The sequence below is a fragment of the Pseudoblastomonas aquimaris genome, assembly GCF_035481675.1.
In the GTDB taxonomy this organism is placed as follows: Bacteria; Pseudomonadota; Alphaproteobacteria; order Sphingomonadales; family Sphingomonadaceae; genus Alteriqipengyuania_B.
In genome coordinates, this window is the sequence record NZ_JAYJJW010000001.1 from 809,278 (window position 1) to 833,165 (window position 23,888).

Consider the following 23,888-nt stretch of genomic DNA (forward strand, 5'->3'; position numbering starts at 1 on the left):
TGAGAATTCCTTCCCATTTCGCGCGCCGACGCTAGGGTGCCGCGCCAATGACGAAGCGCAATTCCTTCGACGCCCTCGCCCTTGCCGCATCCGACACGCCGCGGGCGCAGGAAGCCTACACCGAACTGCGCGACCAGTTCGACTGGGTCCCGCTGGAAGAGGCGGACGCGGTGGTGGTCCTGGGCGGCGACGGCTACATGCTGCAGACCCTCCATCGCATGCTCGACAACGGGCGGGTCATCCCCGCCTACGGGATGAATCTCGGCACGGTGGGCTTCCTGATGAACCGCTATCGCGGCGCGGCCAGGTTGCTCGACCGGATTGGGCGGGCGCGCAGCTTTGCCGTGTCGCCGCTGGTCATGGACGCGACGCTGCACGACGGCAGCCAGCAACGCCATTGCGCCATCAACGAAGTCAGCCTGCTGCGCGAAACGCGCCAGACCGCGAAGATCGAGATTTCGGTGAACGGCAAGATCCGCCTGCCCGAACTCAGCTGCGACGGGGTGCTGCTGGCGACGCCGGCGGGTTCGACCGCCTACAATCTGTCTGCCAACGGCCCGATCCTGCCGCTGGGTTCCAACATGCTCGCCCTCACCCCGATCAGCGCCTTTCGCCCGCGGCGCTGGCGCGGGGCGATCCTGCCGGACCGATTCGACGTGCGCTTCCGTGTGCTGGAAGCGGACAAGCGCCCGGTTGCGGCCGTGGCCGACCAGACCGAGCTGCGCGACATCGCCGAACTTGCCATTTCGATCGCGCAGGACATGGAACTGACCCTGCTGTTCGACCCCGGCCATAGCCTCGACGAGCGGATCGTCGCCGAACAATTCATCGCCTGAGGCCGCACGGTCGAAAATGGCCAAACTGGGCCTTGCCAAGCGAAATCCGTCCGCATATAGGCGCGTCTCGCTCGAAAGAGCTGCTCCCCGATAGCTCAGCGGTAGAGTAGGTGACTGTTAATCACTTGGTCGTTGGTTCGAATCCAACTCGGGGAGCCACTTCTACCTAGATCGCCAGCAACAGCCGCCCGCCGACGAGGATCGTCAGCGCGGCCGTTGCCATGCGGATCACGCGTTTCGGCATGAACTTTACGGCGAGCAAGCTGCCGATCTGGCCGCCGACCACGACCGCGATGATGAGCGGCAGGCCGAACTCTGCGGCAGCGCTCAATAATCCGCTGCCCGACTTCAGTAGCTGCCCGGCCAAACCGAAGAGCGAATTCACGAGGATGAACAGGCTCGCGGTGGCCGCGATGGCGCGCGCCTCCCGCCACCGCACCAGGTGGAGCAACGGGGCGAGGAAGATGCCGCCGCCGATCCCCACAAGCCCGGCGAGGTAGCCGAGCGGCGCTGCGGCCAGCCAGGCGAAGCGGGCTGCGCGGGCGGGCTCGTCATCGCGTCCGGCAGTCGGCAGGAACAGGGCGAACCCGGCAAAGACCAGGCTCGCCCCGAGCACGGTGAAGAAAGCCCGTTCGCCGATCGGGGTCAGCCCGCCGAGGAATGCTGCCGGCGCGCCGAGGGCAACCAGCCCCAGCGCACCGCGCCACGGCGTGACCCGGGCACGGGCGAAGCGCACAGTGCTGCCCGCGACGACCACGAGGTTGCACAGCAGCGCCACCACCGGCAGCAGCAGGTAATCCGCGCCCGCCAGAGCGAGCAGCGCGCTATAGGTAGATCCGCCCCCGAACCCCACGGAGGCGTACAGGATCGCTGTGACGAAGAACGCGGCGGCGAGGACGGGCATGGCCCCCGCCTAGCGCTTCGTCGCTATCCTGGCGAGCGGATCAGCCGCGCGCACCGTGGCAATGCTTGTACTTGTTCCCGCTGCCGCAGGGGCACAGCGCATTGCGGCTGAGGTTCTGGTCCGCATAGGGATCGTCGTTCGGCGTGCCCGGCCCCGCATCGGCGCGCGGGCTGCCGGCAAGCGATCCGAACATCGCCGGCCGTGCTTCCGATCCGTCGCCATCGTTCGAGTTGTCGAGCCCGCTCAGCGGATCGATATGCCCGGTCAGGAAGTCAGGCAGGTCCGGCAGGTCGACAGGCGGCGGCGGCGCGGCGCGGCGCAGTTCCGCGGTCAGCAGGATCCGCGTCACGTCCTCGCGCAGCGTGTCGAGCATGCTTTCGAACAGGCCGAAGGCTTCCTTCTTGTACTCGTCGAGCGGCTTGCGCTGCGCATAGGCGCGCAGGAACACCACCTGCCGCAACGCGTCGAGCGTTGCCAGGTGCTCCTTCCAGTGGAAGTCGAGCCGCTCGAGCAGCACCCGCTTTTCGAGGTTGCGGAAGGTCTTCTCGTCGATCTCGGCGGTCTTGGCGGCCATGATCTCGTCGGTGCTGTCCATCAGCCGCTCTTCGAAGATTTCGGCTTCGACGGCGTCTTCCTGCAGCCATTCGTTGATCGGCGGCGTCAGGCCGGTCACGTCGGTGATATGAGCCTTCAGCCCTTCGATATCCCATTGTTCGGGATAGGATCCCGGCGGGCAATGCCGGCTGACGAGTGCGTTGATGGCGTCGTGGCGCATGTTTTCGACCACGTCGTCCACCGTCTCGCTGTCCATGATGTCGGCGCGCTGTTCGTAGATGACCTTGCGCTGGTCGTTCATCACGTTGTCGTATTCGACGACCTGCTTGCGAACCTCGTAATTGCGCGCCTCGACCTTCTTCTGCGCGGTCTCGATGGCCTTGGAGAGCCACTTTGAGCCGATCGCCTCGCCATCTTCGAGGTTGGAGTTCATCATCTTGGCGAACAGCGTGTCCGGTCCGAAGATGCGCAGGAGGTCGTCTTCGAGGCAGAGGTAGAATTTCGACAGGCCGGGGTCGCCCTGCCGGCCCGAGCGGCCGCGCAGCTGGTTGTCGATGCGGCGGCTTTCGTGGCGCTCGGTGCCGAGCACGTAGAGCCCGCCGGCGGCCAGCACCTTTTCACGGTCGGCAGCGATTTCCGCCTTGATCTTCTGGACTGCCGCGTCGCGTTCCGGGCCTTCCTCCATCGAGGAAAGCTCGTCCTCGATGCGAAATTCGGCATTGCCGCCCAGCTGGATGTCGGTGCCGCGCCCGGCCATGTTGGTGGCGATGGTCACCGCCCCCGGCTGGCCGGCCTGCGCCACGATATGGGCTTCCATTTCGTGGAAGCGGGCGTTGAGGACGTTATGCTTCACGCCCTCCTTCTTCAAGAATTCCGACAGCAGTTCCGATTTCTCGATGGACACGGTTCCGACCAGGATCGGCTGCCCCTTCGCGCTCTTTTCGGCGATCGACTTGGCGATGGCCTGGAACTTGTCGGTCGTGTTCTTGTAGAACTCGTCTTCCTCGTCCACCCGCTGCACCGGCACGTTGGTCGGTATCTCGACGACATTCATCTTGTAAATTTCGAAGAACTCGCCGGCCTCGGTCGCGGCCGTACCGGTCATGCCCGACAGCTTGGGATACATGCGGAAATAGTTCTGGAAGGTGATCGAGGCCATGGTCTGGTTTTCGGGCTCGATCTTGACGCCTTCCTTCGCCTCGACCGCCTGGTGGAGGCCATTGGACCAGCGCCGGCCGTCCATCATGCGGCCGGTAAACTCGTCGATGATGACGACCTTGTCGTCTTTCACGATGTAGTCCGTGTCGCGCTTGAACATCACGTTCGCACGCAGCGCCTGGTCGAGGTGGTGGACGACCTGCGTGTTCTCCACATCATAGAGGTTATCGCTTTCCAGCAGCCCCTTCTCGACGAGGATTTTTTCGACTTCCTCGACCCCGTCTTCGGTCAGCTGGATGTTCTTGGTCTTCTCGTCCTTCTCGTACCAGTCTTCGGGGATGTCCTTCACGATGGCGTCAAGCGCCACGTAGAGCTCGGACTTGTCCTCGGTCGGGCCGGAGATGATCAGCGGGGTACGTGCCTCGTCGATCAGGATGGAGTCCACCTCGTCTACGATGGCGTAGTTGAAGGGCCGCTGCACCATCTGCTCGCGCGAGTGCTTCATGTTGTCGCGCAGGTAATCGAACCCGAACTCGTTGTTCGTGCCGTAGGTGATGTCGGAGTGATACGCCTCGCGCCTCTGGTGCTCGGGCAGGTTGGGCACGATCACGCCGACCGTCAGGCCGAGGAACTTGTGCAACCGGCCCATCCATTCCGCGTCGCGGCGGGCGAGGTAATCGTTGACGGTAACGACGTGGACGCCCTTACCCTCGATGGCATTCAGATAGGTGGCGAGCGTGGCGACCAGCGTCTTGCCCTCACCCGTGCGCATTTCGGCGATTTCGCCGCGGTGGAGCACGATGCCGCCGACCATCTGCACGTTGAAGTGCCGCATGCCGAGCACGCGGACCGAAGCCTCGCGCACGGTGGCGAAGGCTTCGGGCAGGATATCGTCGAGCGTGGCGCCATTCGCCAGCTGTTCGCGGAACTTGTCGGTCTGGCCGGCCAGCTCCTCGTCGGTCAGGTCCTGGATTTGCGGCTCCAGCGCCTCGACCTGGCGGACGATCTTGTCGAGCGATTTGACGTAGCGGTCGTTCGCCGACCCGAAAATGGACTTGGTGATTGCGCCGAGCATGGGCGGTTCCTTGGATGAAAATAGGTGGGTTGGCCGCGCGGGCTGAACCGCAGCGCCGGCCGGAAATCGGATTTGGTGGAGGGTCGCGAAAGCGCGCTATTCGCGGGAGCGATCCACCTTGATGCGCACTGCCGACGGGGCTGCGAACGCCCGCTTCGGAGCTGCGTTTTCGTCCGCTGCATCCAGCGCTGGGGTATGCACCAGCTGCTGCGCTACGACGGCTGCGCGCTCCGCCGTGACGACGATGTCCGCGGCATCCGCAACCTGCGCCTGAACTTCCGCCGCGCGCACTTCCGCCGCGGCAGGTGCCGCAGCAAGGCCCGACAGGACCGCGAGCATGGTGAGAAGCTGGCGCAACATGTGCCTGCGCACATAGCTATCGGTCGGCAAAAGTCCAGTTAAGACGCGCGCGGCGTTACTCGGTTTCGAGGGGTATGTCCTCGACATTCAAGGTCATGAGGAGCCGCCGGGCAACCGGCTCTCCCATTTCGTTTCGAAAGGGTATGCCGCGCCCCGCCGACAAGCATGGGCCACGCTCCATCGAATCCCGCATCCCGCTCGGCAGCTTGCCTTCCGCCGCCAGAACTTCGCAATTGCTCGGCGTGCCGTCCTTGTCGACCGTGAAGGCAACCACGAGCTTGAAAGTGTCGAACTCGGGCTCCCTTTTATACCAGTTATGCTGGCCACGCACGGTCCCGCCGGCCCGCGCCATGTCGTCGTTGAATGCGAGGCGCGCTCGCTTGTAAAGGATGGGGCACGTCGCCGCATCGAGACTTTCGCTCCCACTGGAATCGACGATTTCGCACCCCGTTATCGTGGCGGCACCATCATAGGTGAGTTCGTATCCGACGCTGCCTTCCTCGTTCCTGCGCCATGCTTCCGCGGGGTAATCTGCAGGCTGGATGCCGCTGTTGGCGACCAACACCTTGGGCCGAGGCGTGGCTGGATTGGCCATGGCCGGCGCTCCCTGCGGCGGGATCGCGATCATGCGCGGCGGAGGGATATCCTGCTCGACCGCTTCAGCCGCGTCCTCGGCGATTTCCTGCACGGTCTCGAGCGCTTCGCCCCCTTCCTCCGCATCCTGAGCCGCAGCAGCGCCGCCAAGCCCCATTGAGCCGAGCGCGGCGCTCAGATAGATCGCAATCCCGTATTTCATCGCATGACCCTTCCCGTTGTGCCGCAAATCCTAACCGAGGCCGTCCGCTTGTCCAGCATATCCCCTCTCGCCGTGCCCTTCCCTGACATGTCCGCCATCGACGGAGTCACGCTGCGCACGGTCCGTGCCGGCTACAAGGAATGGGACCGGGCCGACCTCACCTTCGTCGAACTGGCGGAGGGGACTGCGGTCGCAGGGCTGTTCACGCAGAACGTGTGCTGTTCGACCGAGGTCGAAATGGGCCGCGAGCAGGTGAAGTCTGGCCGCGCCCGGGCGCTGGTGGTCAACGCCGGCAATGCCAATGCCTTCACCGGGTATCGCGGGCGCGAGGCGGTGGAGCAGATCGCGGCGCAGGTCGCAGGCGGCATCGGCTGCGAAGCTTCCGAAGTGTTCGTTTCTTCCACCGGCGTGATCGGCGTACCGCTGCCTAAGGACAAGGCGCGCGAAGGCGTGGCGGCAGCGCTTCGCGCCGAGCCTTGCGACTGGGAAGATGTCGCGCGGGCCATCGGCACCACCGACACCTACACCAAGGGCGCGCACGCCTCGGCGATGATCGGCGAGACGAAGGTCCACCTTGTCGGCGTGATCAAGGGCAGCGGCATGATCGCTCCCGACATGGCGACCATGCTCGGCTACATCTTTACCGATGCGGCGGTGGAGCCCGCCTTCCTGCAGGACATGTTAAGCGCGGCGAACGGGCCGACCTTCTCCTCGATCACGGTGGACAGCGACACCTCGACCAGCGACACGGTGCTGGCCTTTGCGACCGGCAAGGCGGGCAACGCGCCCCTCGCCGGCTTCGACGATGCCGGGGCTGACGCCTTTGCCGCCGCGCTGCACGACGTCTGCCGCCAGCTCGCCCACCTGGTGGTGCGCGACGGCGAAGGGGCGACCAAGTTCATCGAGATCGCAGTCGGCGGCGCGGTGTCGGATGAAAGTGCGCGCCGCATCGGCCTCGCTATCGCCAATTCGCCGCTGGTGAAGACCGCCATCGCGGGCGAGGATGCGAACTGGGGCCGCGTCGTCATGGCAGTCGGCAAGGCGGGAGAGCCTGCGGATCGGGACAAGCTGTCGATCGGCTTTGGCGGCACCTGGGCCGCGCGCGACGGCCTGCCGCTGGCGGACTACGACGAGGCGCCCGTCGCGGCGCATCTTAAAGGGCAGGATATCCGCATCGACGTCGACATCGGGCTGGGTGACGGGCGCGCGACCGTGTGGACCTGCGATCTCACCCACGGATACATCGAAATCAACGCGGATTATCGCACGTGAACGCGCTCGAGGAAGAAATCCTGTCGCTGATGCGGTTCGCGGCGGAGCGGGCGATCCTGCCGCGTTTTCGCAACCTGTCGGACGAGGACATCGTCGAGAAAGCGGCCGACGATCTCGTCACCGTGGCCGACCGCGAAACCGAGGAATTCCTGACCGAAGCGCTCCGCAAGTTGCAGCCGGGCGTGCCGGTCGTGGGCGAGGAGGCGGTTCATGCCGACCCCTCGTTAATCGGGAAATTGTCCGGCCCGTGCTGGATCGTCGACCCGATCGACGGCACGCATAATTTCGCGCACGGCAAGGCACCGTTCGGAATCATGATCGCGCTGGCCGATGCGGGCGAAGCGGTCGCCGGGTGGATCTACGACCCGCTGTCAGGGCGCTTCTGCCACGCGCGCCGCGGCGAAGGGGCCTTCATCGGGGAAAAGCGAATTGCGGCGCAGGTAACCGGCGAAACGCCGCCGGTGGCCGCGATTTCGGTCATCTTCCTCGACCAGGCCCGGCGCGAGGCGGTAGAAGCGCATGTCGCGCCGCATTACCGCGTGGTCGAAACGCCGCGCTGCGCCGCCGAGCAATACCCCCGCCTCGCGCTGGGCGAAAACGACGTTTCGTTCTTCGAACGGACGCTCGCGTGGGACCACGCGGCTGGCGCGCTGTGGGTCAACGAAGCGGGCGGCAGGATCGCGCGGCCCGATGGCTCACCCTACAGGGTGGACGAGCCGGACCGGACCGGCATGATCGGCGCCGCCAGCCCCGCCCTGTGGGACGGGTTGGCGGAGCTTTACGCGAAGCTTCCGTAGGCAGGTCTTTCCTAAAGCCGCTCGGGCGTGCAAGGTCGAACGATGCCGGGATAGAGGCTCGACAGGCGGGGGGCCGCCCCATCCTGTCGGCGCTTCACTGATCTGACGATAAAGTCCTGAATTCAGGTCCCTTTTTTGCTCTATCGAAGTTGACGCCCTGTCAACTTCGTCAAGCAATCAGCGGGTCAAAGCTCGCCTTCGAGCCATCCCTTCAGCTGGCTCTTCGGAGCCGCGCCCAGCTTCTTGGCGACGACCTCGCCGTTCTTGAACAGCAGCATCAGCGGGATCGACTGGACGCCGAACTTGCCGGGCACTTCGGGGTTTTCCATGATGTCCATCTTGGCGATGGTCACCTGATCGGACAATTCGTCGCTGATTTCTTCCAGCGCCGGGCCGATCATCTTGCAAGGGCCGCACCATTCGGCCCAGAAATCCACCAGCACGGGCTTGTCGGCGCCCAGCACCTCGGTTTCGAAATTTTCGTCGGTTACGGCAACGGTGGCCATGGGAATCTCCTCTTGTGTTGCCCCTTACTTGGGCAAAGGCGTCACGGGTGCAACCGTTCAGCCGCGAAAGCTTTCCTCATCCACCGGCAAGGCGGGTTTGGCGGCGGCAAGCATCGCTTCCGGTATGGTAATCAGTCGGGGTGCGTGGGTGTAGAGCACTGCCGCCTCGATGCGCCGGCCGGGATAGATCGCCCCCAGCGCGGCGGCATAGGCTCCCATCTGGCGGATCGTCGCCGCCGGGACGCCGCCGATGACCGCAGGCGGGCGGCGCGTGGTCTTGTAGTCGACCACCGTCACCGTATCGGCGGTCACCAGCAACCGGTCGGCGGTGCCCGCGATGACCTGCCCGTCGACCACGGCGGTGAGCGGGATTTCGGCAAGCGCCCGCGGAGAGAACAGGGCGGCGAAATCCGGAGAATCGAGCACGGCCAGCGCCTGATCCAGCATTTCCGCGCGCGTAGGCTCATCCAGGGCGACCGCCTGCCGCGTCAGCCATGCCGCCCCGGCTTCGCGCCGATTTTCGAGCGCGACGTCGGGCAAACGTTCCAGCAAGCGGTGGATCAGGACCCCGCGCCGTGCCGCGTCGCGCAGGGCATCGGGCGGCAGCGGCGGGTCGGGCGCTTCGTCGACGCCCGCATTCGAGGGCGCGAGCGGGCGCGGCGGGCGCGGTTCGGGGCCGATGGGCGTGGTCGCCCACGATGGAAGCGCCGGGCGCCCGGATAAGGTTGCGCCCCCTGCTGCAGGCGGTAGCGCTCCGAGCTCCCCGACCTGCCGGACATCGCCCCAGATCGCCGATGCCTGCGCCTCGGAAGGAAACAGCGGTTCGAGCCGCGCATACCAGCTGTCCGCCGCGGGTTCGTCCTCGCGTGCGCCCAGCGATCCGGCGATGAACAGCGCCTCTTCCGCCCGCGTCATCGCGACATAGAGCAGGCGCCAGTGTTCCTGCATATCCGCCGCCTGCTGCCGCTCCAGCGCCGTGGCGAGCGCGGTGGGTCGCTCGTCGCTGCGGACCGACGGGACGGGGATTTCGGGCCGGTGCAGCACATCGTCCGCCACCCCGTCCGGCAGCCCCGCCTGCAACGCGATCGCCCCGCTGCGCGAGTTGCGCGGATTGTCCGCCGCGTCGGCCAGGATGACGATCGGTGCCTGCAGCCCCTTGGACCCGTGCACGGTCATGACCCGCACCTCGCCCGAGCTTTCGCCCTGTTCGCGCTTGATCTCGCCGTCGCCCGCATCGAACCAGCGCACGAAGCCTTGCAGGCTCACGACATGGCTGGCGGAATAGGCGTAGGCCGCGTTGACCAGCTCGTCGATCGGGTCGTTCGCCTCGCGCCCAAGGCGCGCGACCAGCTTGCGACGGCCTTGCCACGGGCCGGACAGCATCCAGTGCAGCAGGGTCTCCGGCGGTTCGTAATCGGCGCGTTCCAGCAGCCGGCCGAGCTGCAGGGCGGTGCGCTGCACCAGCGGCGCGTCACTGTCGCGCAAATGGCTCCACAGGCCGGTCTTCGCCGGGCGGTATGCGTGCTCCAGCAGCTCTTCCTGCGTCCAACCCACCAATGGCGAGACCAGCAGGTTCGCAAGGCTGAGGTCGTCGCCGGGCTGCACGGCGAAGCGGATTGCGGCCATCAGGTCCTGCACCGCCAAGGGCGCGCCCAGGCGCAGCCGGTCTACCCCGGCAACCGGCACGCCCGCCGCATAAAGCCGCGCCACGATCAGCGAGGCCAGCTCCTTGCGCTTGCGGACCAGCACCATGACGTCGCCGGGTCCGGCGCGGCGGGCCGTGCCCTTCACCAGCGGGAAGCCTTCGTCCATCCACGCCCGCACCTGCCGCGCGATCCGGTCTGCAAGGTCGCGGTCGGGACGGGAGAGCCAGGCATCCTCGTCTCCCTCGCCTTCATCCTCCTCGCCATCGGGCAGGCCGGTGGGCGGCCACAAGGCGACGATGCCGGGGCGGTCCTGCCCGTCATGGCGGATGCGCCCCCCCGGCAGGCCGAATTCTTCAGGGCCGATGGCGGCGATGGCGGAATCGACGAAATCGAGCACGGGTTGCGCCGTGCGGAACGACCGGTCGAGGCCGAGCTCCTGCAGTTCGCGCGCCTGCCCGCGTTCCCGCAAGGTAGCGCGGTTTTCAGCAACCCGCGCCATGCGCGCCGCCACCCGCTCGCGCGCGGTGCGGAAGTTTTCCGGGCTCGTGCCCTGAAAACCGAAGATCGCCTGCTTGTAGTCGCCGACCACGAACAGCGTGCGCACCTTGTCGGCATGCTGCCCCTCGCCGGCGAAGAATTCCTCCGTCAGCGCGTCGATGATGGTCCACTGGGCGGCGTTGGTGTCCTGCGCTTCGTCCACCAGGATGTGATCGAACTGCCGGTCGAGCTTGTAGCGGATCCACGCCGAGACGTCGCTGCGGGCGAGCAGCCGCGCGGCAAGCCTGATCTGGTCGTCGAAATCGACGAAGCCCTCGCGCGATTTCGCCTCTTCCCACAGCGCGCTGTAACGCCGCCCCAGCTCCAGCGCCGGGGCGAGCCATTCGGCAAGGCCGAGTGCGCGCCTGCGGTCAGCAATGCGTTCGATAGATGCCAGCAGGCGCTCTGCATGCTCGGCATAGGCAAGTTCGTGCTTTTCGAGCGATTTCAGCGAGCGCGGATCGCCCGCTTGCGTGAACAGCGCCTTGGTAAGATCTTCGAGAGCCTCGACGCGTTTGTCCGTCGCCAGGAAGGCAGCGATGGCATCGGCCGATGCGAAGCCGGTCTTCGTCCCCCACGAGGCATTCGCAGCCGCGCAAGCCTGCAGCGCATCCTCGTCGAATTCCGGCGCGCGGCAGAGCGCTTCCAGATCGGCGGCGGTGGCATCCGCCGGCAGGCCGAGCAGGCCGAGCACCGGCCCACGCAGCGGCTGCGGCTCGGCCCACTGCGGTGCCTCCCACGCCGCGCGGTGATCCACGCAGCGCTGCATCCAGCTGCGCACGCCATCGGGCCCCATCCGCAGGCTGAGCGCCTCCAGCGTCGCCAGCGCTTCCGCGTCGCCGCTGTCGGCAAGTTCCGACAATACATCGCGGGCGAGCAGTTCGCGATCGCGGTCCTCCATCGCCTTCGAGCCGACGAGCAAGCCCGCCTCTTCGGGAAACGCGGCGAGTAGCCATTGGGCAAAGGCGTGGATCGTATCGATGCGCAGACCGCCGCCGGGGGTGTCGCGCACGCTCGCGAACAGGGTCCGCGCGCGTTCGCGCGTGTCGGGGTCGACCGGCGCACCGATATGGGAGAGCTCCGCTGCCAGCTTGTCGTCGGGCAAGCGTACCCATCGCGCCAGCACCTCGTTCACGCGCGTCGCCATCTCGGCGGCACCCGCCTTGGTGAAAGTCAGGCACAGGATCTGCGACGGCTCGACCCGGTCGCGCAGCAGCAGGCGCAGCACGCGGGCGGACAGGACCTGCGTCTTGCCGGTCCCGGCACTGGCGGAGAGCCACACCGTCTCTTCCGGCAAGACGGCGAGCTGCTGCGCGCCGTGGAGGGGGTAGACCGCGCTCATGCGCCAGCCTCGCCGGCCGAACGGCCCATCCATTCGGACAGGCGCATCAACTGGTCGTAATCGGTGTAGCCGGGCTGGTCGGGGTTGAGCTTGGCCGTGAACGGCTCCGAGCCGAGGATCCAGTCGTCGATCGCCTGGTCGAGAAATGCGAGCGTCGTCGGCAGGAACTCTTCCGGCAAAACGCCGCTTCGCTTGCGTCCGGTGAGTATCGGCGTCTCGATATAGCCGAAGCCGGTTTCGCTCTTGTCGTTCCTTCCCAGAGACCAGTATTCGAATGTCTCGGCGACGCCGCTCACGGAACCGCCCTCGGTCCGGAATTCGCTTTCCCGCGCGATCAGGCCGAGCGTGCCGAGTTGCAGCGCGTAGCCCTTTGCCACCTCGCTGCCGCTGGGCGGCTTGCCGGTCTTGTAATCGACGATGGCGAGCGATCCGTCCGCCATGCGGTCGATCCGGTCGACCCGGCCATGGATTGTGACGCCGCGCCGGGTCCAGTCGCCCCTGGCTTCCACTGCGACCACCTCGCGACCGTCATCGGCTTCCAGTGTCTGCCGGACCCATTCCAGCGCTGCCAGCAGGCGCGGTCGCCACAGCGTGCGCACGAGCGGATGCGCGCCCATCGCCTCAAGTTCTTTCGCGGCGAGCTCGTCCAGCGTGCCCTCTTCATTGTGCCAGCGTTCGAGGATCGCGTGGGCGAGCGTGCCCTGCCATTGCGCCGTCGGCTCTGCGTCGAGCGCGTCGAGCTTGCGCAGGCGGAGTATTTGCTGGGCATAGAACTGGTACGGGTCCGACCGCAGCCGGTCGAGCGCGGTCGAGCTGATGCGGACCTTGCGCTGCTCCGTGTCCGGCATCGGCTTGGGCTGGGGATAGGGCGACGCAGGCTCCGCATCGTCCAGCGCGCGGGCCAGCGCGACGAGGTGCGTATCAGTGTAGTCCGGCAGCAACCCGTCGCCCAGCAGCGCCTGTGCGCGCAAGAGGAAGCGCGACGGAATCGCCGGACCCGACAGCTCGCGTGCCGCGCGGCTGAGCACCACCTCGGGCGCGCCCATCGCGGCGGCAAGGTCATGCGCAGAAAGGCCGATGCGGAAATCGGCGCCGGGCACGCCGAGCGCGCGCAGCACAGGCGGCGGCAACACGGGGTCGGGCGAAGGCGCGGCAGGCCAGGTCCCTTCGTTCAGCCCGGCACAAATCACCAGGTCGGCCCGGTTCATACGCGATTCGAGCAAGCCATAGATGCTCACGCGCGGATGGCCGCCATAGGGCGGGCGGACGGACACATCCTCCATCGCATCGCGCAGCACGGCGACGAGATCGTCGGGCGCCAGCACCGTTCCGACTTCGCGCGCCTGCATCCGCAGGTCCTCGATAAAGGCCGACAGCGCGCGTCCATCCTCCCGCGCCCACACGCCCTCCCCGCACAGCGCCTCGGCCAACTGCGCGAACCGGTCGAGCCGGTCGGCGAGCGGCAAGTTGTCGGGCGCGGCGAGAGCCGGCGCGAGCAGGTCGGCCACACCTTGCCACCACTCGGCGAATTCCGGCCGCGCGCTGCCGATCTTCGCCGCAGCGTCGGCATAGCCTGCCAGACCCGCCACTGTCCGCGGGCCGCGCATCTCCGCCTCAAGCAGACGCACGTTGCGCAGCCAGCGATTGCGCCCTTCCCCGGCGCGGACGAGCGGGTGGCCGAGCAAGGCCATCAGCGCCACGGGCGCGGCATCCTGCGCCATGACCTCGGCCAGTTGCAGGACCACGCGCCCTGCCGCCGTCCGCGACAGGGGGCGGCCGGCGGAATCGTCCGCGGCGATGTTCCAGCGGCCGAGGTGGGCGACGATCCGCCGGGCAAGGCCACGATCGGGCGTGACCACCGCAACCCGCTTCTCCGGCTCCGCCAGTGCCTGCCGGACGAGCAGCGCGGCCGCCTGCGCCTCTTCTTCCGGCGTCGCGGCCTGCATGATCGATACGCCGGACAGGCGGCGCTTGTCGGCGGGCAGGCTCGCCCAGCCCTTGCTCGCCTGAGGGGGCAGAAACAGCGCGGAAATCGCATGGCTTCGCGCCGGCGGTCCCTTGCCCATGCCAGCACGATGCCATGGCTGAACCTCCTCGCGCGCGATGCCCATGCGGTTGAGCAGCAACTTGAGGTGGTATTGCGGGTGCGTCACCGCATCGCCGGGCGCGAACGGCGGGTCGGTCGGACCATCGCCCACCCCTGCCCGGCCAAGCTCGCTCCAGACATCACGCTCCATCGACAGGTCCAGGTCGGGGAGCACGACCGCCCCGTCCGGCAGGTCGGCAATCGTGCGCAGCAGCCGGGCGAGCGCCGGCGCGGCACTGGTTACGCCTGCGGCCACCACCGAATGCACGGGCGGCGTCGCCTTCCAGCGTTCAGCTGCATGTTCGAACAGGCGGTTGCGCCGTCCGGCGGCATCGACCTCGCCGCGCGCCAGCAGCACGTCCAGCCATTTCACATGGATGCGGGCGAAGCGACGAGTACTCGCCTTCCAGTGATCTGCCAAATCGCCCACGATCTCGATTACACGGTCCTGCAACAGTTCCTCGGGGCCGATATCCTCGACCAGCAGCCGGTCGATCACTTGCGCAAACTGGCGCGCCAGGCGGAGCAGCGCCGCGCCTTGCGGGGCGGCGGCACCTTCCTCCTCGCGGATCAGTTCCGCCAGCTTCAGCCAGCGGAATGTCGGGTCCACGGCCGGGGGAATGCCCGCACCGTCGCCGAGGGGATCGAGCAGCGGGCCGAGCGCTTCGTCGAGGTCGAGATCGCCCGCCGCGACCATCCGCGGCAGCAACAGCCCGCCGCCCGATATCCTCACGAACGCCTCCGTCACGGCGCGGGTCGCGCGGCTCGACGGCAGGATCAGCGTGAGGCGGGCAAGGCCCAGTTCGTCATCGCGGTAGCGCGGCAACAGACCGGCGGCGAGCGCATCGGCAAACCCGCGATGCGCGGCGATCGAATAGACGGATGGTGCGCCCTTCGACACCTACAGCCGCTTCAGCGCGTCTTCGGTCGGACCGATGGCCTGCGGCGTGCCGACTTCGAACCACTTGCCGGTAAACGGCAGGCCATAAAGCCGCCCTTCCATCAGCGCGCGGCTCCACAGCACATTGGTGCTGAACTTGCCGTCGGGCGCATCGCGCAGCAGGCGGTGGCTGACGATCTGGATGCCGGTGTAGATGAATGGCGCGATCCGGCCCGGGCGGCGGCGCGTGATGCGACCCCGTGCATCGAGGTGGAAGTCCCCCTTGCCGCTGAAGTTCGCCGCGCTCGAGTGCGGGACCACGAGGAGCAATGCGTCCATCTCGTCCGCGTCCCAGCGTTCCGACAGATCGTGAAACGCGCTGCGCGGCCCATCCAGCCAGATGTTGTCGGAATTCAGGCAGAAGAACGGATCGGGCAGCTGCGCCTGCGCCCGGATGATCCCCCCGCCGGTTTCCAGCAGGGCGTCGCGCTCGTCCGAAATCGTGACCTTGGGCGACGCACGCTCGCGCAGGTGCGCCTCCAGCGCGTCGGCGAGGTAGTGGACGTTCACGACCGCCTTGCCCACGCCGGCTTCGGCAAGCCGGTCAAGCGTGTGATCGATCAGCGCCTTGCCGGCCACGCGCACCAGCGGCTTGGGCTGCGTGGCGGTAAGCGGGCGCATCCGCTTGCCCATGCCCGCCGCCATCACCATCGCGGTGTCGCTGGCGAGCGTGCTCACGCCGCGATGCCCCCGCCGGCCTGCCGGACCTCGGCGGGGATATTGGCTGCGAACCAGTCTGCCACCGGCGTCAGGATCGGGTGCTTCAGGTCACGCTCCAGCAGGTCCCATACGCGCGGGATGAGCGAGAGGTATTTCGGCTTCCCGTCACGGTCAGCCAGGCGCGCAAAAATGCCGACGATCTTGGCGTTCCGCTGCGCGCCTAGGAGGGCGTAATCGGCAAGGAAGCGATCCTCCGGCTGCATCGCTGCGCGGTACCGGTCTAGCATGACGGCTTCGAGACCGGGATCCACGTCCCGCCGCGCATCCTGCAGCAGGGATACGAGATCGTAGGCCGGATGCCCGACCAGCGCGTCCTGGAAGTCGATCAGGCCCTGCTCGCCCGCAGGTGTCAGCATGATGTTCTCGGCATGGTAATCGCGCAGCACCGTGACCCCGGGCGATTGCCGGTCGGGCAATTCCGACAAGACGCGGATCCATGCATCGGTATAGGCGGCGCCGTCGACCTCCGAGCCTGCCAGCGGGCAATACCATTCGATGAAGAGTTCGACCTCGCGCATGTAGGTGGCGAGGTCATAGAGCGCGAAATCGCCCGGCGGCTGACGGTGCAGCGCGACCAGCGCATCGATTGCGCCCGCGTAAAGCGCCTCTTCCTCGCTGTCGTCTTCCGCAAGGCGATCGGCGAGGCGTTCGTCGCCGAAATCTTCCAGCAGGACCAGTCCCTCGTCGGGATCCGCAGCCAGCGTTTCCGGAGCGCGCAGGCCATGGCGGGAGAGATAATCGCTGACGTGGAGGAACGGCTTCGGATCCTCGTGCGGCGGCGGCGCGTGCATCAGCATCGCGGTTTCGCCACCGGCACGGCGCAGTCGGAAATAGCGGCGGAACGAGGCATCGCCCGGCAGCGGTTCGACCGCAGCGTCCGACCACCCGGCCCGTTCGATGAAAGGGGCGACCCCGTCCGGCAAGCTCATGGCATGCGCTCTAGCCAGTCCGCCCCGCCGCGGGCAATCGCCTTTCGCCCCTCGCCCACGATTTCAATGTCGATGGCCAGGCAGCCTGCCTCGCGATCGAAACCGCCCGCCTTGTCCGGCCATTCGGCAATCAGGACGGCGCCATCGCGGTAATCGTCCAATCCGATCTCTTCGGCCTCCGCCGGCGTTTCGAGGCGATAGAAGTCGGCGTGGACCAGCGGCGGATCGAGCGCGTCGTAGGTTTCGATGATCGTGAAGGTCGGCGAAGGCACCTCGCCGTCATGTCCCAAGGCGGCGATGATGCTGCGGGCGAGCGTCGTCTTGCCCGCACCCAGCCCGCCGGATAGCGCCACCACGTCGCTGGGTTGCAGCCTAGCCGCAATCTCGGCGCCGAAGCACTCCATGGCGGCGAGGTCCGGCAAATCGCGCGTCACGGCAGCAGGACCGTCGCCGTCGTGCCGAGCCCTTCTTGCGACATGACCTCCAGCGTACCGCCGTGCGCTTCGACCAGCTGCTTCGCCAAAGGCAGGCCGAGCCCGTCGCGTTTCGCGACCGGCGTTGCCGCTTGGCCTTCCAGCGCGCGGGCCAAGGCTGCCGCGCTCATGCCCTTGCCGTTGTCGGAAATGACGATACGGGCCGCGCCTTTTACCCGTCCGACATCGACGAGGATCTTGCCGCCTGCGGGCGTCGCCTCGATCGCATTATCCAGCAAGTGACCGATTGCGCGGCCGAGGCGCTTGGCGTCGCCCTCGATCGTGCCGAGGCTCTTCGCGCCGCGCAGGTCGAGCGACAGGCCGCCCTTCCCGATGGCCTCTTCCCGCTCCCGCACGATGGCGGTCACGAAGGTGAACAGTTCCAGCTTCTTGCGTTCGAGCGGCAGAAGCCCCGCCTCGCTCTGCGAGAGATCGAGCACGGTTTCGATCTGCTCGGACAGGCGCTCGACCGAGGCGAGGATGGCGGCGACGTATTCCTTGCCCTGGGCCGAAAGGTCCCCCGCCACGCCCGCTTCCAGCAGTTCGGCGAAACCGCCGATGGACGTCAGCGGCGTGCGAAATTCGTAGCTCATGTTGGCAAGGAACCGCGTCTTCAGCGCATCCGCCTCTTCCAGCGAGCTTGCGCGGGCCTGCAAGGCTTCCGCCGCGCGCTGGCTGTCGGTGACGTCGAGCGCGGTGAGCAGGCCGTTGCCGTCCGGCAGGGGCACGCCGGCGAATTCGAGGATCCGCCCGTCCTTCAGCTCCACCCGGCCGCCCCGCTCGCGCCGGTCGAGTGTGGCGGCGCGAATGGCCTCGCCCACGCGCTTGGCATGGGCAGGCATGGCCAGGCTGTTGCCGATGACATCGAGCAATTCTTCCGAACGCGGATGGCTGTCCAGCACATCGTCTTCGAGGCCCCAGAAGCTGGCGAAGCTGCGGTTCCACAGCTGGAGCTTCCCGTCGGGGGCGAAGACCGCGAGCGATTCGAACAGGCTGTCGAAAGTGGCCGTGCGGGTACGCAGCAGCGTGTCGCGCGTAGCCGACAGGGCGAGCTGCTCGGTCCGGTCCTCGGCCACCAGCGTCAAGCCGCCATCGGGCATGGGCTGCGACAGGATACGCAGGTGGGTGCCGTCGGCAAGCGACCACGCCTCGTCGCTGCCCGACCCGCTGGTGAACCACGCGCGGTGCTCGTCACGCCAGGCGGGAAAGTCGCGGGCTTCCGGCAGCCGGCCGCTATCGCGCGCATGATCGAGCCAGCGGTCGAATTCGAGCCCGTCCTTCACCGCGCCTTGCGGCAGGCCGAAGATGCGGCGGAACGGCTGGTTGGCGAAAATCAGGCTGCGCTTGCCGTCGAACTGGGCAACGCCGACGGACAGCTGGTCGAGCATGGCGCGCTGCGCCTCGCGGAAAGCGCGGAAGGCGCGGACCTGCTCCTCCACCTCCTCGATATCGACGGCGTATCCGGCAATCCCTTCCCCGCCCAGCGGCAGGTCGCTGACCCGCAAGGACCGGCGCTGGCCGGCGATGGTCGCCGATACTTCGCGGCTGATGGGCCCGTCCGTGGCGGACAGCGCGACATCCGCCGCGCTGCGCCCGTCGACCGGTTCGACCAGCTCGACCTGGCGCTCGATGACGTTCTCGGCGCTCTTTCCGTCGACGGCCTCGACATAGGCGCTGTTGACCAGTCGCAGGCGTCCGTCGCGCGCACGGAACCACATCGGCAGGGGCGCCGCCTCGATCAGGCCGACCAGCGCGGCGAAATCTTCCCGTGCCCGCGCCGTCTCGTCACGCAGGCGGCTCAATTCCTCTTCGCTTTCGGAAAAATCGAAGAACCACACCAGCGCCGCCCCGCCCGGCGAGATTTGCGCATCGGCAAGGTGGCCGTGCAAGGCGAGGCTGCGCTGCGAGCCGACCGGGCTTGCCACCATGCGAAAAGGTGCGGCCGATTTCTGCGCGGCCTTCACGTTCTCGGACAGCCGCTCAAGCGTGACCTTGGGCAGCCCGCGATCCTCGCCTGCCAGTTCGGACAGGAAGGACGGCATCGATTCCAGCCCGAGCCATTTGGCGAGCCGGTCCGGCGCCTCGATCCGTCCGTCCGCGCGCACCAGCATCGGCACGGCGGGCGCATCGTCGACCATGCGGGACAGCCGCGCGGCATGCTTGCGCGAAGCCTCGGCCTTCTGCGCCTTAGTGCCGGCGGCGATCATCAGCCACGCCGCGCCGAGCGTCCAAACGGCAAGCAGCAAGCCGATCAGGGTCAGCGCGGTGTCGGACAATTCCATGCCAATGCAGCTATGCCGCGCTGCAAGTGTTTGCAACGCGGCACAGGTGAACAATCAGGGTTTATTCGATGCTTTGCCGCTTAGTAGCGGTAATGCTCCGGCTTGAACGGCCCTTCGACCGGCACGCCGATGTAATCGGCTTGGCGCTGGCTCAGCTGAGTCAGCTTGACGCCCAGCTTGTCGAGATGCAGCGCAGCCACCTTTTCGTCGAGGATCTTGGGCAGGACGTAGACCTTGTTCTCGTACTGCTCCGGACGCTCCCACAGTTCGATCTGGGCGAGCACCTGGTTGGTGAAGCTGGCGCTCATCACGAAGCTGGGGTGGCCGGTGGCGCAGGCGAGGTTGACCAGGCGGCCCTTGGCGAGGACGATGATTTCCTTGCCGTCCGGGAACTTCACCAGGTCGGTGCCGGGCTTGAGTTCGGTCCACTCGTAATTGTCGAGCGCCGAAATCTGGATCTCGCTGTCGAAGTGGCCGATGTTGCTGACGATGCTCATCGGCTTCATCGCCTTCATGTGCTCGGCGGTAATGACGTTTTCGTTGCCCGTGGTGGTGACGAAGATGTCGGCGCGCTTCACGGCCTCTTCCATGGTCACGACTTCGAAGCCTTCCATCGCCGCCTGCAGGGCGCAGATCGGGTCGATCTCGGTCACCAGCACGCGTGCGCCGCCGTTACGCAGCGACTGTGCCGAACCCTTGCCGACATCGCCGAAGCCGGCGACGCAGGCGACCTTGCCGGACAGCATCACGTCGGTCGCGCGGCGGATGGCATCGACCAGCGATTCGCGACAGCCGTATAGGTTGTCGAACTTCGACTTGGTCACGCTGTCGTTCACGTTGATTGCCGGGAAAGGCAGCTTGCCCTGCTTTTCGAGGTGGTAGAGGCGGTGGACACCGGTGGTGGTTTCCTCCGACACGCCCTTGATCGCCTTGACGCTTGCGGTGAGGTAGCCGGGCTTGCGCTTGATGAAATCCTTCAGCGCGCGCTGCATCTCGATCTCTTCGGCGTTTTCGGGAGCGGGCATATCCTCGCCCGCTTCAAGCCGCGCGCCCCACAGGGCGAACATGGTGGCATCGCCGCCATCGTCGAGGATCAGGTTGCAGGTAAGGTCGGCATCGTCCTCGGTCGACCAGTCGAAAATGCGGCCGACATAGTCCCAGTAATCGGCCAGGCTCTCGCCCTTGATCGCGAAGACCGGGATGTCCTGCGCGGCGATGGCGGCGGCGGCGTGGTCCTGCGTCGAAAAGATGTTGCAGGTCGCCCAGCGCACATCCGCGCCCAGCGCCACCAGCGTTTCGATCAGGACGGCGGTCTGGATCGTCATGTGGAGCGAGCCGACGATCCGGGCGCCCTTCAGTGGCTTCGCCTCGCCGAATTCCTCGCGCAGGGCCATCAGGCCGGGCATCTCGGTCTCGGCAATGGCGATTTCCGCGCGTCCGTAGTCGGCAAGCGCGATGTCCTTGATGATATAGTCGTTGAAAGCCACGTGGCGTCTCCTGGGGAAATTCGTTGGGTGGCGGAGCGGCTGTTCTGCCCCGCGATTCTGCCGCAGCCCCTAGACGCTGAACTCCTGCGGCGCAAATCCTGTCACCGGCACGAGGCCCGGTTGCCGCCGGTCCCTTGCAGGAATGGGGTGGCCGCCCCTATGTGCACCGCGGACGGGACAGAAAAGGAATTCGAGACATGGCTATTTCCGTGGGCGACACGCTGCCGGACGTGAAACTGGTAAAGGCGACCGACGAAGGGCCGCAGCAGGTGGACGCGAAGGACTATTTCGCCGGCCGCACGGTAGCCCTGTTCGCAGTGCCGGGCGCTTTCACCCCGACCTGTTCGGCCAAGCACCTGCCGGGCTTTGTCGAGCATGCCGACGACCTGAAGGCCAAGGGCGTTGACGAAATCGCCTGCACCTCCGTCAACGATCCCTTCGTGATGGGCGCTTGGAAGAAGTCGGACGGGTCCGACGCCATCACCATGCTGGCCGACGGGAATGCCGATTTCGCCAAGGCGGTCGGCCTCGACATGGATGCCAGCGGTTTCGGCATGGGCCAGCGCAGCCAGCGCTATTCCATGCTGGTCGAGGACGGCGTGGTGAAACAGATCAACGTCGAGGCACCGGGCGATTTCTCGGTCTCCAGCGCGGAACACATGCTCGAACAGATGTGATCGCTTGGTCCACTCTGGAAATTAAAAAGGGGCGCGCCGGGAGGCTGCGCCCCTTTTCGTGTCAGAGACCGAAGCTGACCGTCACGAAGACCCGGCGCGGATCGCCGTAGAAGCCGGTCAGCGTGCCTTCCAGCCCCAGGGTGGGGACGAAAGGCGCACCGCCCACACCGCCGCTCACGAAGTTGTAGCCCGCCACGATATAGCGCGTATCGGTCAGGTTCTTGCCGTGCAGTCCGATGCTGAAGCGGCCCGAATCCGGCGTATAGACGATGCTCGCATCGACAAGCGCGAAGCCGTCCTGGTCCAGGAACGGGTTCGGCACCTCGAACTGGCTGGTCTTGGTCCGGAAGGAATAGGACCCGATCAGGTCGACCATGCCCGCGCCCGCCGGAATGGCGACGTTGAGACCGGTGTTGAAAGTGAGGTCCGGCGTGTTCTGGAACACCCGCTGGTCCGCCACGTCGTTGCCGAAGGCGTCGATGAACTGGTTGTATTTCGCATCCAGGATACCTGCGGCCATCGTCACGCCGAAGCGGCTGCCCGGCCCCGCAAAATCGCGGCTGATCGTCGCGATCGCCTCGATCTCGGCCCCGTTGATGTCCGCATCGCCGGCGTTGGAGGTGATGCCGATGAAGGTGTCGTTCTGCCCGTCGTTGTTGCTGTCGAAGCCGACTGATCCAGGGATCTGGACGTCGGTATAGTCGCCCTTGAAGATCGCCGCGCTCAGGTAGAGATCGCCGTTCAGCAGGCTTCCCTTGTAGCCGAGTTCGTAACTGTCGACCGTTTCCGGCGCGAAGCGGAGGAATTCGAACTGATCGGCATAGTCGATCGTGCCGTCGCCATTGAGGTCGGGCGCCGCGGTCGTTTGGCCGCGCGGATCGAAACCGCCGCCCTTGAAGCCCTGCGAATAGCTCAGGTAGATGTTCTGGTCCGGCGTCGGCTTGAAGCTGATGCTGGCGCGCGGGGTGAACTTCTCGAACGTTTCGGTGCCTTCGAAGTCCGAAGTCACCGCAATGGGAAAGGCATCGGAAGGCGGGAATAGCGGGGAATAACCGCCGAGGAAGGTCGTGCGCAGCACGGTGCTGTTCCGCTCGTCGCTCGTATATCGCCCCCCGACCGACAGGCTGATCCGGTCCGTGATATCGTAGGTGAAATCACCGAACACCGACCATGTCCGGGTGTTCACATCGCCGAGCGTCTGGGCGTTCAGGCCTGGCAGGCTGGCAATGGAGCCAAGCGTGAACAGCGCGACGTCGAAGGCCGTAAAGGCGTTGGCGTCGAGGTAATAGGCGCCGAGCACGCCATTCAGGCGATCGCCTTCCCACAGCAGCTGCAGTTCCTGGCTGAACTGGTCGTTCTCGTAGATCGCCGGCACATCGAGGTCGGCTGCCGGGAGACTGTCGAAATCGATCGGCGTGGTGGACTTGTCCTCACGGTAGCCGGTGATCGAGCGCAGCGTGAGGTTGTCGGAGAGATAGAACGAAAGGTTGAGAGCGCCGCCGTATGCCTCGACTTCCTGCTCGACGACATTCAGTCCCCCGCGCGTGTCGTAAGGATCGTCGAGCACCGGTGCACCGCTGAAGAGGCCGGGGATCAAACGCGCGCCCTGCCGCGGGTCGCTCGTGTCGCGCACATAATCGCCTGACAGGCGCGCAAAGACGGCTGGCGTGTCGAGCTCGATCGTGCCGCGCGCGGCCCAGACATCCTTGTTGTAGTTCTCCACCCCGTCCTGGACGAGGTTGTCGCCGTATCCGCCGCGGCTGAGCCGCGCACCGCTCGCCCCGATGCGCAGGCTCTCGCTCAGTGGTGCGGATGCGGAGACGACGAGGTCGGCCTGGTTATAAGAGCCGTAAGTCGCGCGAACATTGAATGCCACCTCGTCGGGTAGCGGCGCGGTCACGTACTTGATCGCCCCGCCGATGGTATTGCGGCCGTAAAGCGTGCCTTGCGGACCGCGCAATACCTCGATCCGCTCGACATCGTAGATATCGAGCACGGCCGCCTGCGGGCGGTTGAGATAGACGTCGTCAACATAAAGACCGACGCCCGCCTCGAAACCCGCGACCGGATCCTGCTGGCCGACGCCGCGGATGAAAGCGGTCAGGGTCGTGTTGGTGCCGCGGCTGACTTCCAGCGTGAGGTTGGGAACGACCTCGCCGATTTCGGTGAGCTCCAGCGTGCCGCTCGTGACCAGGTCGTCCCCGCTGAGCGCAGTGACCGAAACCGGCACGTCGACCAACCGCTCTTCCCTACGCCGGGCGGTGACGACGATCTCGCCGCCTTCTGCCGGCAGTTCGATTTCGTCATCGGGCATGGGCTGGGTGTCTTGCGCAAACGCGGCGGCTGGCACGGCAGCGAACGATGCGCCGGCCATGAGAATGGCGACACGGCTGGCAGAAAACGTCTTCATCTGGAAATCTCCCTCTCCTGATGAGCAGCCATATTGAAACTTGAACCACCTTTCAAGTTATCGATTGACCCTATCCGCAAGTGCCTGCACATTGCCGGAC

Annotated in this window: 17 protein-coding genes and 1 tRNA gene; 5 read left to right on the top strand and 13 right to left on the bottom strand. The window is 66.4% G+C overall.

Features of this window, described 5'->3' with window-relative positions; genetic code table 11:
• The first annotated feature begins 47 nt into the window (after window positions 1-47).
• Together VCJ71_RS03860 and VCJ71_RS03865 are read left to right on the top strand one after the other, a co-directional pair.
• Entirely contained in the window at window positions 48-836 is a 789-nt protein-coding gene (locus VCJ71_RS03860; RefSeq protein ID WP_324639243.1) for an NAD kinase, read from the top strand.
• Window positions 837-920: 84 nt separating this feature from the next.
• Window positions 921-995: transfer RNA gene (locus VCJ71_RS03865), tRNA-Asn, on the top strand.
• 7 nt (window positions 996-1,002) lie between these two features.
• Here the strand turns inward: VCJ71_RS03865 and VCJ71_RS03870 are convergent.
• From VCJ71_RS03870 to VCJ71_RS03885, 4 genes are all read right to left on the bottom strand, one after another.
• Complete coding sequence (locus tag VCJ71_RS03870) at window positions 1,003-1,740, bottom strand: sulfite exporter TauE/SafE family protein (protein WP_324639245.1); 738 nt, start codon at window positions 1,738-1,740, stop codon at window positions 1,003-1,005.
• Window positions 1,741-1,780: 40 nt separating this feature from the next.
• Entirely contained in the window at window positions 1,781-4,528 is a 2,748-nt protein-coding gene (gene secA / locus VCJ71_RS03875) for a preprotein translocase subunit SecA (protein ID WP_324639247.1), read from the bottom strand.
• 96 nt (window positions 4,529-4,624) lie between these two features.
• Window positions 4,625-4,888 (bottom strand): hypothetical protein, encoded by a 264-nt coding sequence (locus tag VCJ71_RS03880; protein ID WP_324639249.1) that lies wholly within the window; start codon window positions 4,886-4,888, stop codon window positions 4,625-4,627.
• Window positions 4,889-4,943: 55 nt separating this feature from the next.
• A complete protein-coding gene (locus VCJ71_RS03885) occupies window positions 4,944-5,684 on the bottom strand; it encodes an energy transducer TonB (RefSeq protein ID WP_324639251.1) in 741 nt (246 codons plus the stop codon).
• Window positions 5,685-5,771: 87 nt separating this feature from the next.
• Here VCJ71_RS03885 and argJ point away from each other — a divergent pair, with 87 nt between their 5' ends.
• Both argJ and VCJ71_RS03895 read left to right on the top strand, forming a co-directional pair.
• The gene (gene argJ, locus VCJ71_RS03890) at window positions 5,772-6,956 is read left to right on the top strand and encodes a bifunctional glutamate N-acetyltransferase/amino-acid acetyltransferase ArgJ (protein ID WP_324639253.1); all 1,185 of its coding nucleotides are present in this window, start codon (window positions 5,772-5,774) and stop codon (window positions 6,954-6,956) included.
• Window positions 6,957-6,985: 29 nt separating this feature from the next.
• Entirely contained in the window at window positions 6,986-7,753 is a 768-nt protein-coding gene (locus tag VCJ71_RS03895) for an inositol monophosphatase family protein (protein ID WP_324640864.1), read from the top strand.
• Between the two features lie 185 nt (window positions 7,754-7,938).
• On the opposite strand, the gene trxA is transcribed toward VCJ71_RS03895, so the two are convergent.
• From trxA to ahcY, 8 genes are all read right to left on the bottom strand, one after another.
• Window positions 7,939-8,259, bottom strand: a complete 321-nt coding sequence (trxA, locus tag VCJ71_RS03900; RefSeq protein ID WP_290135342.1) for a thioredoxin — start codon at window positions 8,257-8,259, stop codon at window positions 7,939-7,941.
• A gap of 57 nt (window positions 8,260-8,316) precedes the next feature.
• Window positions 8,317-11,784 carry a double-strand break repair helicase AddA gene (gene addA / locus VCJ71_RS03905; protein WP_324639256.1) on the bottom strand — a complete coding sequence of 1,156 codons (3,468 nt, stop codon included), beginning with the start codon at window positions 11,782-11,784 and terminating at the stop codon, window positions 8,317-8,319.
• Window positions 11,781-14,771 carry a double-strand break repair protein AddB gene (gene addB, locus VCJ71_RS03910; protein ID WP_324639257.1) on the bottom strand — a complete coding sequence of 997 codons (2,991 nt, stop codon included), beginning with the start codon at window positions 14,769-14,771 and terminating at the stop codon, window positions 11,781-11,783. Before addB ends, addA begins: the two co-directional genes overlap by 4 nt.
• A complete protein-coding gene (locus tag VCJ71_RS03915; RefSeq protein WP_324639260.1) occupies window positions 14,772-15,488 on the bottom strand; it encodes a nucleotidyltransferase family protein in 717 nt (238 codons plus the stop codon). It abuts the gene before it with no gap.
• Window positions 15,485-16,459 carry an aminoglycoside phosphotransferase family protein gene (locus tag VCJ71_RS03920; RefSeq protein ID WP_324639261.1) on the bottom strand — a complete coding sequence of 325 codons (975 nt, stop codon included), beginning with the start codon at window positions 16,457-16,459 and terminating at the stop codon, window positions 15,485-15,487. Before VCJ71_RS03920 ends, VCJ71_RS03915 begins: the two co-directional genes overlap by 4 nt.
• The gene (gene tsaE, locus VCJ71_RS03925; protein WP_324639263.1) at window positions 16,456-16,893 is read right to left on the bottom strand and encodes a tRNA (adenosine(37)-N6)-threonylcarbamoyltransferase complex ATPase subunit type 1 TsaE; all 438 of its coding nucleotides are present in this window, start codon (window positions 16,891-16,893) and stop codon (window positions 16,456-16,458) included. Before tsaE ends, VCJ71_RS03920 begins: the two co-directional genes overlap by 4 nt.
• Window positions 16,890-19,214 (bottom strand): sensor histidine kinase, encoded by a 2,325-nt coding sequence (locus tag VCJ71_RS03930; RefSeq protein WP_324639265.1) that lies wholly within the window; start codon window positions 19,212-19,214, stop codon window positions 16,890-16,892. The genes tsaE and VCJ71_RS03930 overlap by 4 nt, the downstream gene beginning before the upstream one ends.
• Window positions 19,215-19,294: 80 nt before the next feature.
• Window positions 19,295-20,701: an adenosylhomocysteinase gene (gene ahcY / locus VCJ71_RS03935; RefSeq protein ID WP_324639267.1), complete on the bottom strand. Its 1,407-nt coding sequence runs from the start codon at window positions 20,699-20,701 to the stop codon at window positions 19,295-19,297.
• Window positions 20,702-20,898: 197 nt separating this feature from the next.
• On the opposite strand from ahcY, the gene VCJ71_RS03940 reads away from it, so the two are divergent.
• Window positions 20,899-21,378, top strand: a complete 480-nt coding sequence (locus VCJ71_RS03940) for a peroxiredoxin (RefSeq protein ID WP_324639269.1) — start codon at window positions 20,899-20,901, stop codon at window positions 21,376-21,378.
• 61 nt (window positions 21,379-21,439) lie between these two features.
• On the opposite strand, the gene VCJ71_RS03945 is transcribed toward VCJ71_RS03940, so the two are convergent.
• A complete protein-coding gene (locus VCJ71_RS03945) occupies window positions 21,440-23,788 on the bottom strand; it encodes a TonB-dependent receptor (protein ID WP_324639271.1) in 2,349 nt (782 codons plus the stop codon).
• Between the last annotated feature and the right edge of the window lie 100 nt (window positions 23,789-23,888).